The following is a 12,094-nucleotide window of genomic DNA, read 5'->3' as shown; positions in this document are numbered from 1 at the left end:
GGAATAGGCCGCCGGACTGCGGGCACCGGTCCAGAAAAACAGGACGGTCACCGCCAGGAAAATGGCGATGCCCCCGGTGACCGGGGTCGGCACCGCGTGGTCCTTGCGCCCGGCCGGGTGGTCCAGCAGGTTCAAGCGCCGCGCCAGCGGCTGCAGCAGCCACAGCAACGCCGCGGTGAGGGCGAAGGCCGCCAGCGTGGCCCCAAAGTCAATCCCCATCGAATCCAGCATCATCTGCCTCCTTGCTTCCCCATCAGGATTGGCGTTCATGCAAATGCCATCCAGCTATATGCCCCACTTCCTCGGCCCCCCCCCTCAGCCGGCCTGATAATATTCCTTATACCACTGCACGAACCGTGCTACGCCCTCCTCCACCGGCACCACCGGACGGTAGCCCACGTCGGCGATCAGGTCGGAGACATCGGCCTCGGTGTCGGGCACGTCGCCAGGCTGCAACGGCAACAGCTCCATCTGCGCCTTGCGGCCCAGGTGCTGCTCCAACACTTCGATATAGCGCAGCAGTTCTACCGGCTGTTCGTTACCGATGTTGTACAGCCGATAAGGTGCTACCCCGCTGGTGGCTGGATCGGGCCGTGCGCCCGACCAGGCCGGGTCCTTGCCCGGCACCCGATCCAGCGTGCGCACCACGCCCTCCACGATGTCATCCACATAGGTGAAGCTGCGCTTGTGGCGGCCGTGGTTGAACACCCGGATCGGCTTGCCTTCGAGGATGGCGCGGGTGAACAGGAACAACGCCATGTCCGGCCGTCCCCACGGGCCATACACGGTGAAGAAGCGTAGCCCGGTGCACGGGATACCGTACAGGTGGGCGTAGCTGTGCGCCATCATCTCGTTGGCTTTCTTGCTGGCCGCGTACAGCGTCAACGGATGCTCGGCCGAAGCATGCTCCGAGAACGGCATCGCCGTATTGGCGCCGTATACCGAGCTGGTGGAGGCATACACCAGGTGCTCGACGCCATGATGGCGGCAGCCCTCCAACACGTGCAGGAAGCCGACCACGTTGCTCTGCACGTACACATGCGGATTCTCCGCGGCATAGCGCACGCCCGCCTGCGCGGCCAGGTTGATCACGCGCTGCGGTTTATGGGTGGCAAACACCTGCTCCATCGCCGCACGGTCCGCCAGATCCGCGGTGATGTGGGTATACCCCGGCACATCGATCAGTCGCGCCAGTCGCGCCTGCTTCAGGGTGACGTCGTAGTAATCGTTGAGATTGTCCAGGCCGATGACCTCGTCGCCGCGCGCCAACAGGCGCTGGGCGACGTGGGAGCCGATGAAGCCGGCGGTGCCGGTGACGAGGATTTTCATATGCGCCCTTATCAATCGATGCCAAAAATTCAATCAAATGTGAACAACAGCCACCTGGATTGGAGAAATCAACCCACCGGCCGACCCAACAGCTCGTGATACACATCCAAGGTGCGTGCGATCACGATGCGCTCATCAAACAATGCCAGTGCCTTCTCGCGTGCTGCCACCGCCAGGCGGGCACGCAACTGGCCATCCTGCACCAACCGCTCAATGGCATCGGCCAGCGCAACACCATCACGCGGAGGCACCAACAGCCCATCAACGCCGTGACAAATCACATCCTGACACCCCGGCACTTGTGTAGCAATCAGCGCACAGCCGCATGCACCGGCTTCAATGAGGCTCTTTGGCAACCCTTCCCGATAGCTAGGCAAACTCACGATGTCCACGCTGCGAAACAGGGCTGGCATATCGTCCACATGCCCCAGCCACTGTAATAAGCCCTGGTTGACCCAGCCGTGCACTTCGGCCTCAGGGACGGCAGCGGGGTTACCGGGATCAGGGTCACCCGCCAGCAGAAGTTCGACAGGCACCTGCCGCGCATGTAATAAACGCGCAGCTTGGACATACTCAGCCAACCCTTTGTCCCACAATAACCGCGCAGCCAGCAGGACACGAATACGGGGGCCTGGCATACGCTCCGGATCGGGCGCAAACCGGATGGTATCAACCCCTGAGCCTGGAATCAACCGGATACGCGAAGGATCCACCAACTCAGCCCGCTGGAATAACGCGACATCATCCGGGTTCTGGAGAATCAGTCGCGCATTACGTCCGCCGAGCGCAACTTTCAACAAAACGCGCACCAGCGGCCTCAGCGATCTAGCCAAAAAGGAATCACTGATGAACACATACCCCAAACCCGCCACGGCGCTCACCCGGACCGGCACCCCAGCCAGTCGCGCTGCCAGAGCCCCATAGACCGCGCATTTGATCGTGAAGCCATGCACAAGATCCGGCTGTTCACGCCGCAACAAGCGCACAAGATACCAAAGCAGCGCAAGCTCGCGCAGCGGATTCAAGCTGCGCCGCTCCATCGGCACTGGCTGCCAGCGCACACCCAGACCCCGAAGTTTCTCCCCATAGGGGCCATCTGGCGAAATCAACAGCACGTCATGACCCGCATTGCGCAAGGCAAGCACCAGTGAGCGACGGAAGTTCCATAGGTACCAGTCCGTATTGGAATAATAAACAAACTTCAAAAGCTACTCCTTAGCAAGCCACGCCTGAAACATCAACACATCCCATAAATGGTACGCCCAGTTGCGCTGACCAGAAAGGTGTTCTGCCCACTTTAAACGGATAGGCGCGGGGTCGAAAAAGCCTTCCCGGGTAAGGCGCCCTTCATCCAGCAGATTTTCTGCCCAATCCTTGAGCGGGCCGCACAGCCAGTGGTCGATGGGCACACCAAAACCCATCTTTGGGCGCTCGATCAGTTCCTTCGGCACGTATTGGTAAAGTACCTGGCGCAGCAGCCATTTGCCTTGCCCCTGGCGGATTTTCAGGGAGAGCGGCAGCCGCCAAGCAAACTCGACGATACGGTGATCAAGCAAAGGTACGCGCGTTTCCAGCGACACCCCCATCGCCGCGCGATCCACTTTGACCAGAATATCGCCGGGCAAATAGGTGATGCTGTCCAGATACATCATGCGCTGCCAGAAATCCGAGCAAGCAAGCCAGACGCTGGGGTCGGTAAGTGGCGTCACAGGCTCCTCGCCCCCCAAGACCAGTGCCGCCGGATCTTCCCAATGCGACATCAGGCGCAAATAAATATCTTCCGGACGTATGGCGGAGAAAATCGCCGCCGCCTTGTGCAGCTTGTCCCCCGGGAGCGTGAAACGGTAGCGTTCCGGAAAAAACGGGATTGCAATGCCAAAAATACGGTTCCAGCTAGAAGGCGAGACCGCGCGCACCATGCCCGCTGCCGCGCGACGCAAGGGCAAAGGCAAGGCGGAAAGCCCGCGCCATAGGCGCATGGCCCGGGAATAGCGGTTGTAGCCCCCGAACAGTTCATCGCCCCCATCGCCGGAAAGCGCCACCGTGACGTGACGGCGCGCCAGTATTGAGACGAGATGCGTCGGAATCTGCGACGAATCGGCAAAAGGCTCGTCATACAATGCGGGGAGCTTCGGAATAACGTCTATCGCCTCGCGCGGCGTAAGGTAAAGCTCCGTGTGCTCCGTACCCAGGCGCACGGCCACCGCGTGGGCATGCTTTGCCTCGTTATATTCGCCTTCGTGGAAGCCGATGGTGAAAGTCTTAACCGGCCGGCTGCTCATCGCCTGCATCAGCGCGACCACGGTGGACGAATCGATGCCGCCCGAAAGAAACGCTCCCAGTGGCACATCCGCCAACATCTGGCCAGAGAGACTTTGCCGCAGCAGACGATCGAGCTCCGCAACCGCCTCCGTGTCGCTACCGCGAAATGGATCGCGCAAACCTTGTTCGGCTACTTCACGCAGTGACCAATAGGCACGGACGGCGCCCCTTCCCTCAGGCACAATCCGGTTTTCGCGCATGGAAAACTGGACCAAACACCCAGGCGGCAGCTTCCAGATGTTTTGATAAATGCTCCACGGGGCTGGAACGTAGTTATGGCGCATATAAAGCGCCAGCGCCTGCCGCTCGATGGCATTGTCGAAGCCGGGGAAAGCACGGATCGCCTTCAGTTCTGACCCAAATACCAGCGCCCCGCGCACCCAACCGTAGTAGAGCGGCTTTTCGCCCATGCGATCGCGCGTGAGCGTCAGCGTCTGCGTCTCGCGGTCCCACAAAGCGAGAGCAAACATGCCCACGGCTTTTTGCAGCGTCGTCTCAACGCCCCAGGCGTCGATTGCCGCGAGCAAGGTCTCAGTATCCGAATGCCCGCGCCAGGCGTTCGGCTCCGTCCCGCCCGCGCCGACTTTTTGCAAGTCGCCGCGCAGCGCCAGGTGGTTGTAAATCTCACCATTGAACGCGATCACATAGCGGCCACTGACCGACACCATTGGTTGATGCCCGGCAGGCGAAAGATCAAGGATGGCCAGCCGCCGATGCGCGAGCGCAAGCCCCGCATGCTCATCCATCCACACCCCGGCATCATCCGGGCCGCGGTGGATGAGGGTATCGGCCATGCGGCGGGCAACATCCTCCAAGGGGCTGTTTAGCCGGGCAGGTGTCCAAAATCCAGTCAGGCCACACATGCTTCAGCCTCTTCGAAAAACGAATTCATCGCAACCAGAGCCGACAACACCGAGGCTCCGTCCCAACCAACGTCCACGATAAGCAAAAACACGGACAGACGCAAAGCCGAGCGTCTGCATCTTGGCCAGGAGTTCTTCAGGTCCACGAGATTCATAGGGCCAGCCACCCATCCAATCATGCACGTCGTGGTAGAAATCCATGCCTCGCTTATCGCGATAATTTCCCACATAATCACTAAAACGGCGCCCGGTCACGAGAAGTCTGAGCCAGAAAAGCCCTACGTAAATCTTTCTTGCCCAGACCTGAGCAGTTGGCGACGCTTTGGAATACCAACGCTTTTCCCAGCGCCAGAATGGGTCCAGCCAGACACGACGATAAATTGCGCACAGGAAAAGCCCGCCCGATAAAACCATACGCGCGGCACACTCCAGCGCGCGATCAAGATCACCCGTGTGGTGCAATACCCCCCATGAATACACCACATCGAAATCACCCCACTCCTCTAATTTGAGCTCGAACACGCTCTTTTCTTGACATCGCCAGGGGCCTTGTGGAAAGAACCGGCTGAGCACAGCGTGCGTCGTTGCCACCGAATCAGCGTCGATATCGACGGCAACCACTTCTCTTGCTCCAAGACGCAGCGCAGCAAGACTATGAAAACCAGATCCACTTCCGATATCGAGGAATCGCTTGCCGTCGAGTCGCTCGCCACCCAGTAGCCGCACGAGACCCGCCTCTGCCTCACGAATCTCTAATCTTTGCCGCATATTCCGCCCAATTGCGACCAAAAGCGAAATGGTTCTCGACGCACGTCAAATCCGTCTGCCCCGCCATTGGCTCACCTCATACTAAAGCTACAAATACCCACCCTTTACCAAATTGTACGGCGCACACCAAAAATACAAAAAACCACCTCTCGCCGATCCAGCCACGCTCCAAACTCAATGTCTTCGCCATTGTCTGCTTCATAGGACGAATGAAAATACCAACCGAGTGTCTTAGTTCCCCCCCAAAACTTCGACCCCAGCCGGTAGCATCTCGGCATCAGAATGCCAACACCAACATTCAACACCACCCCAAGCACCGATCTTTACAGCCCCTCTTGCAGCCCCAGATAGTTGAATATCGCACCACTGAACACCGCCACATATCGACCAGAACCCACGGCCATAGGAAAATTATAGTGGCGCAAAAGATCCAAGATCGACAAACGAAGGCGTACCAGCCACCACTTGCATTACCTCGCCGACCTAGGCTCCAGAGACGCACAACCCCCGTAGCGAATCACACCCCACGCGCGAAGCGATTTCGGCAACAGTGTTAGACGTCAACGCGCATACCCTAGAAAGCCAGCAACTCCATACATACCTATCTATATGCCCTCGCTCGATAGCTGCATATAAAAATCTTCGTAACGCTTAACCACATTACCAATATCATAGTTGGCACGAATCCGCTCCCGCGCACGAACACCCAATGCCAAACGTTGCTCCAGCGACAACTGCAACAATTCGATAAGACATCGCGCCAGACCAGTCATGTCGCCGGGCGGCACCACTCTCCCCGTATCACCGACGATCTCGGCCGAATCCCCCACATCAGTGACCACGCAGGGCACCCCGCAGGCCATCGCCTCACCCAGTACGTTTGGGAAAGCCTCCCCGAAAGAAGAAGAAGCCAAGACATCCAGGGACGCCATCAGACGAGGGATGTCATCGCGACGCCCTAGCAAATGAAAACATTCCTGCAGACCAGCCCGTGAGATAGCTTGCGCGAGAGCACTGTTCTCGGGCACGATATTTGTGCCCGCCAGCACAAAGTGCACTTGCGGCAGTACACGATGTACCTCCGCTGCCGCCTCAACGAAGCCGAGATGGTTCTTTTGCGGATCATACCGTGCGACCAGCCCTACCAATTGCGTATTAAATGGCAAACCCAACTCTTCGCGTACCGATGCCCGCGCGTTAGCATCCGGCAAAAATTTATCTAGATCAAAACCATTCGGAATGAGCAAAAATTTTTCGGCACAGTAACCAGCGGCCACATGAATCGCCCGTGCCCGATCAGAGCAAGACACAATGCGCTGCGGGAGCCAACGAGAAAACTTTGCACACATCTTCATGACTAGCAAAGTTGAACGTTTATTTTGACCAGGTGATAGGTCACTGTGACGAATACACCATGCAATCGTGCCAACTCCAGCAAAACGAGCCGCCAGCCCGCCGAGCAGATCGGCATGATACATCCATGTATGAACCAAATCCGGCTTCAAAACACGCAGAAGCTTGACCAAGCGAGAAAACAAAATCAGATTTGGTACCCCAGGCCTCATTCCTAATGCATGAACTGGGATCCCCATCGATTCAATGCCCCCCCCAATCTCGCCTTTGGTCGTCAAGGAAACTACAATCGGCAGGAAACGAGTGCGATCTAGCTGCTGCAACAGCTTGTACAACATAGTTTCCGCGCCCCCGATAGAAAGGCCCGTAATAATAAAACAAAGCTTTATCATAATAAAAACCATTGCCAACCAAAATGGCGACAAAAACCCCGAGGCACCAAACGATTTTATAACCAAAAAATTGAAAATAAATTTTTCAAAGCCATTCGAGCAATGAAAGAGATCAACTCTTCACCTCATCGAAAAGTTTCTCCCACATAGCCAAAATGTTCTCCATCGAATAACGCTCGCGCACTTCCACAGCCTTGGCGGCCATGCGCGTACGCAAGGCATCGTCCCGCATCAACTGCCCCAGAGCCCTGGCTAAGGCCAACACGTCCCCCACGGGTTTGACCAACAGACCATCTACCCCGTGGCGAATCAGGTCACGGGGCCCCGTATCGCAGTCATAGCTAACAACAGCGCAGCCGTACGCCATAGCCTCCCCCAAAGCGTTAGGAAAACCCTCGTAGCGGGAACTCATCACATACAAGTCGGCGCGCGCATACCAATCACCCATATTCCCAGCCCGTCCCGGCAGATGCACCCGACCAGTCAACCCCAACACCTGCACCTGCCGCTCCAATTCAGATCGCAGTGACCCTTCGCCTAATATGACCAAATCCCAGTCAAGATGCGCATGCGCTAATTCAGCAAAAGCCGAAAGCAAAAAGTCAAAACCCTTCTCCTCACTTAAGCGCCCTACGGCAAGCAACATCTTTCTTTCTGGAGCCAGGACAGATTCGGGCGCCAACCTCGGTTCACTAATAGGCAGCGGATACGGTATTGGGTTCGGCATCACCACCCCGCGTGCCCGCGGGATCTCTCGCTGTAGCCAGCGCCATCCCTCGGATGTAAGCATGGTCACGCGCGAAGCGAATGGATAGACCAAGCAGCGCAACCAACTCCACAGCCGGCCAATGGGCAACTGCGGCGGGTGAGTACGTTCGGAGACGATCACACTGATACCGGGCAATCGCAATGCTGCCAATGAGAGTAATACATTGGCTGTGGTCATCATGCCAACTGCAATGTCAGGCCTGACTTGACGTAAAACACGGCGCAAAGCCACCAACCGCCTCAGATTATTGACCATGGCGACAATAGAATTGCTGCTTCCTCGCGCCAGATCCAGCGCGATACGCTGTACAGCCGGGTGCATTTCATAGAAATCGAAATTTTCCCCCGCCAAAGTCACCACCGTCATTCGCCAGCCACGCTTTGCCCATTGATTGACCAGGTTGGCGGTGACCCGTTCAGCGCCACCTGAAGACATTGAATAAATGAAGATCAGCAGGTTCATTCCTGTGGCGTCACTTCAGAAAACCAACGCGATTGCTACCTACGCTGAAGTAGAGAAAACATGCGGAAAGAACATACATCAATACTGTCGAAGCAACCAGCCCGAGCAAACCCATACTTTTAACCAATAGAAATGCAAATAATAGCTTGAATAGCAAGTTCATGGCGCCACTGAGAGCAATCATGGAATAGCGCTTAGCCGAAGCCAGCGCAGAAACCAAGACCAGCGCCGCAAAATAGAATGGCGTCTGAATTAAGGCATACCTAAATATGACTGCGACACTGCGAGTATTTTGCTCTGTGAACGAGCCACGCTGAAACAGTAACTCAACAACCATGGGCGCGACTATGGCCGCCAACACCGCAGCCACCACCCCCATCAAGAACATCCAGCGGGACCAGAGACGCGCCAGGGGCACAATACCATCAAACCTGGACGCTTGCGCCTCTGAAAAAATAGGCAAAGTGGCGCGAGCGATGGCCGTGGCACCTATGCTGAGCATCAAGGCCAACAGACGATTGGCATAGCTCAAAGTGGAAAGCGCCCCCGTGCCGAGATCTGCCGCAAACAACTGATCCACAACGGTGGTGAAACTCGTCAAGAACTGACCCAGTGACATGATGCCAAGGATGCTCCAGAAGCCACGCCAAGCGGGGGAGTGAAATCCCAGCAAGGGAGCTTGAAGTTCACCGGATCGCCGCAAAAACCAGGCCAAAGCCACCGTTTGCAAGGCGAGCCCGGTGACAGTACCCCAGACCAGTGGCTCTGGTAGCCAGCTTGGTGGGGCGAGTAGCGCAATCAGGATAACTATGGCCGGCACAGCCTCCAACAGCGTATTTCGGTGATAGCCACAGGCCATCATCCAGGCGGAAAACAGGCCAATCGCCAATCCAAATGGTGCCATCAGCGCCAATCCCGGAGTCATTTTCAAGGCCTCCTGCAGCGCTTTGCCAGATAACCCCGTCCAGCCCCATGATAGTGCTGCAGATAAACCGAAATAGGCAAAAGCGCCCAGTCCAAGACCTAACAGCAGCGTCAGCCCCAACAACTCGGCACGAAAACGTGGCAATTCTTTCGGATCGTCATGCCTGAGCCGAGCCACCAAAGGAACTAGCACTACGGTCAATATGCTAAACCAGACCGACACAGGCCAATTGATTAGATTGAATATCAACACGTAGGCATCGACCGTTTCGCTGACACCGTAGCGCCAGGCAATCGCCATCTCCTTTGCAGCACCGGCAAGCTTGCCAATAAACACAAAGAGGCTGACCCAAACGAAACCGGTAGCGATGCGCCGATGATGAGAATTCGGATTGGCTAGATGACGCCGTATGCGACTAAATATTTTTGACATACAATCCCTGGCTTTGACTAAACCCTCCTTTATGCGGCAACTTGGCGCACACCAGCAGGATTCGGGCCTTTGCTGACATCAGCACGGGAACGGTGCACGTCACCACGTCTATCCCTTTATCCTCCACAGCACACCAACGTTCGCTGCGTGAACGGGCGACGATAGCGCGCAACGAAGCGTTCTCGCGAACCGGAAACAGATCCGGCTATCCGCACACTGTTGCGGACGAAGAGAAAACAAGCCAATGCACACCACGCCGATCCATGGCCTGCATCAGCGCAATGGCGCCAAGAATGTTATTGTCGAAATAGCGTGGCGGCTCTTGGCAACTTTCGCCCACCGCCTTGAACACAGCGAAATGAATCACCGCATCAATGCCACCGCGGAAAGTCCACTTCCGCGCCACAGCCTCGCAGCTACTCCCCTGCACAAACCGCAATGACCGGCCGACCCGCTTTTGCGCGCGCTGTAGCGCAAGGACAGAACTATTGCAGAGATTATCAATTCCGGTGACGGTGCGGCCGACTTCCAATAAGCAGGGGCCGCCAGAGACGAGCATATTCATAGCCTAGAGCCTCCCGTCCACCGCATCCCGCGGCAGCACGCCTTTGACGTCGTAAATGACAGATTGAGATTTACCGAACGCACGCACGCCTTCGCCACCCAGCGCGTAGAACTGCTGGTGGCCAACCGCGACGATGACGGCGTCATAGCTACCCGCTTCTGGCGCGGCGACAAGCGAAATGCCGTACTCGTGCCGGGCTTCTTCCGGGTTGACCCACGGATCATGGACATCCACTTGGGCGTTGTAACCCTGAAGCGCCTGCATGATGTCGATGACTCGGGTATTGCGCAAATCCGGACAGTTTTCCTTGAAGGCCAAGCCCAGGATCAGGATTCGAGCGTTCACCGGGTTGATGCCCTTGCGCACCATCAGCTTGATGACTTGCTCGGCCAGGTAGGGGCCCATGCCGTCATTGGTGCGGCGACCGGCCAGGATCACCTGCGGGTGATGTCCAATCTCCTGTGCCTTATGCGTCAAGTAATACGGATCGACGCTGATACAGTGCCCCCCCACCAGTCCGGGGCGGAATGGCAGGAAGTTCCACTTGGTGCCTGCCGCCTCCAGGACGTCCAGGGTATCGATGCCGAGCTTGTGGAACAAAATGGCCAGCTCGTTGACCAGGGCGATATTGAGATCGCGCTGGGTGTTCTCAATCACCTTGGCCGCCTCAGCCACTTTGATGCTGGGCGCCTTATGGGTGCCGGCCGTGATGATGCTGGCATACAGCGCATCGACAAAATCTGCAGTGTCCGGGGTCGATCCAGAGGTCACTTTCTTGATGGTGGTGACCCGATGCGCCTTGTCGCCGGGGTTGATGCGCTCCGGGCTGTAGCCAACGAAGAAACTCTCGTTGAAACGCAACCCAGAGACGCGCTCGAGGATCGGCACGCAAATCTCTTCTGTACACCCCGGATAGACTGTCGATTCATAGACGACAGTATCCCCAGGCTTGAGCACTTTACCGATTGCCTCGCTCGCTCCCATCAGCGGACGCAAATCGGGCCGCTTGGCGCTGTCGATCGGCGTGGGCACCGTGACGATATAAACATTGCAACCCGCGATGTCCGCAAGCCGATCGGTGAAGGTCAACCGTGCGGCCTGGGCCAGCAGCTCCGGCTCCACCTCCAGCGTGCTGTCCAGCCCCTGCTTCAGCTCAGCGATGCGTGCGGCGTTGATGTCAAACCCGACGGTGACATAACGCTTGCCAAACTCCACCGCCAGCGGCAGGCCGACATATCCAAGCCCGATAATGGCGATGCGCACCTCTTCTTCCCTGATCTTCTCCATCCATCAACCTCGCTATTTTGATCACATCAACGACTATCACCAGGCTCACGCTGCTGCCCTTCGACTTCCGCCTGCAGACGCGCAATCTCTGCACGCAGGCGGTCGTACTCCTGCATCTTGCGCGCCAGAAACTGCCGGGTGAGCCGCGCCTTGGCCTCGATGCCACGCGGCGTGAGCAGATAGGCGTAGGCCAGCTTGTCGGGGTTGCGGCTGAAATTGCCGATCTTGACCCAGCCCTTGTCGATCAAGGCGCGCAGCACGTAGTTGAGCTTGCCCAGCGACACGCCGGTCTGACGCGCAAGCTCGCGCTGACTGACCTCGGGTGAGTCTGCCAGACGGCGCAGGATTTCGATCTGCAAGTCTTCCGACGCCACGTGTTTCCTTCCCCACTCCCCAGCGTTCATCGCACGAACACCGCGACGATAGCCCAACATGCAATCCTTGGCAAGGACGAAGTGCGCCTTGTAGCCCCCAGTGAGCAATGCCCCCTTCCGGCAAGTTAGAAGCATCACTTTTCAACCAGTGGGGAACGACGGCTCCATCGCGTCTGGTGTGGAACGGGCCGCCGGATGATGTCAGCCTTGGCGGATGCAAGAACAACTCTTCACCCAGGCTTTGGGGCTGACG

Annotated in this window: 10 protein-coding genes and 1 pseudogene; all 11 read right to left on the bottom strand. The window is 57.3% G+C overall.

Annotated features, from left to right (window positions below; all coding sequences use genetic code 11):
* Window positions 1-270, bottom strand: a pseudogene (locus BUA29_RS12205) (hypothetical protein); the annotation flags it as partial.
* 45 nt (window positions 271-315) lie between these two features.
* Window positions 316-1,329: an NAD-dependent epimerase gene (locus BUA29_RS03055; protein ID WP_072755164.1), complete on the bottom strand. Its 1,014-nt coding sequence runs from the start codon at window positions 1,327-1,329 to the stop codon at window positions 316-318.
* Between the two features lie 68 nt (window positions 1,330-1,397).
* Window positions 1,398-2,534, bottom strand: a complete 1,137-nt coding sequence (locus tag BUA29_RS03050; RefSeq protein WP_072755163.1) for a glycosyltransferase family 4 protein — start codon at window positions 2,532-2,534, stop codon at window positions 1,398-1,400.
* Between the two features lie 3 nt (window positions 2,535-2,537).
* On the bottom strand, window positions 2,538-4,514 hold the full coding sequence (gene asnB, locus BUA29_RS03045; RefSeq protein WP_072755162.1) for an asparagine synthase (glutamine-hydrolyzing): 1,977 nt from the start codon (window positions 4,512-4,514) through the stop codon (window positions 2,538-2,540).
* Between the two features lie 3 nt (window positions 4,515-4,517).
* Window positions 4,518-5,282 (bottom strand): class I SAM-dependent methyltransferase, encoded by a 765-nt coding sequence (locus BUA29_RS03040; protein WP_072755161.1) that lies wholly within the window; start codon window positions 5,280-5,282, stop codon window positions 4,518-4,520.
* Between the two features lie 605 nt (window positions 5,283-5,887).
* The gene (locus BUA29_RS03035) at window positions 5,888-7,027 is read right to left on the bottom strand and encodes a glycosyltransferase family 4 protein (RefSeq protein ID WP_072755221.1); all 1,140 of its coding nucleotides are present in this window, start codon (window positions 7,025-7,027) and stop codon (window positions 5,888-5,890) included.
* 112 nt (window positions 7,028-7,139) lie between these two features.
* Complete coding sequence (locus tag BUA29_RS03030; RefSeq protein WP_072755160.1) at window positions 7,140-8,258, bottom strand: glycosyltransferase family 4 protein; 1,119 nt, start codon at window positions 8,256-8,258, stop codon at window positions 7,140-7,142.
* Between the two features lie 10 nt (window positions 8,259-8,268).
* Window positions 8,269-9,519 (bottom strand): lipid II flippase MurJ, encoded by a 1,251-nt coding sequence (locus BUA29_RS03025; protein ID WP_178137885.1) that lies wholly within the window; start codon window positions 9,517-9,519, stop codon window positions 8,269-8,271.
* A gap of 301 nt (window positions 9,520-9,820) precedes the next feature.
* Window positions 9,821-10,180: an NAD-dependent epimerase/dehydratase family protein gene (locus BUA29_RS03020; RefSeq protein WP_072755158.1), complete on the bottom strand. Its 360-nt coding sequence runs from the start codon at window positions 10,178-10,180 to the stop codon at window positions 9,821-9,823.
* A gap of 3 nt (window positions 10,181-10,183) precedes the next feature.
* Entirely contained in the window at window positions 10,184-11,467 is a 1,284-nt protein-coding gene (tviB, locus tag BUA29_RS03015; protein WP_072755157.1) for a Vi polysaccharide biosynthesis UDP-N-acetylglucosamine C-6 dehydrogenase TviB, read from the bottom strand.
* Window positions 11,468-11,493: 26 nt separating this feature from the next.
* A complete protein-coding gene (locus tag BUA29_RS03010) occupies window positions 11,494-11,841 on the bottom strand; it encodes a MarR family EPS-associated transcriptional regulator (protein ID WP_218587151.1) in 348 nt (115 codons plus the stop codon).
* Between the last annotated feature and the right edge of the window lie 253 nt (window positions 11,842-12,094).

The sequence above is a fragment of the Thermomonas hydrothermalis genome (assembly GCF_900129205.1).
In the GTDB taxonomy this organism is placed as follows: Bacteria; Pseudomonadota; Gammaproteobacteria; order Xanthomonadales; family Xanthomonadaceae; genus Thermomonas; species Thermomonas hydrothermalis.
Note: the sequence above shows the minus strand (reverse complement) of the source record. Positions and strands in the feature narration are given on the sequence as shown.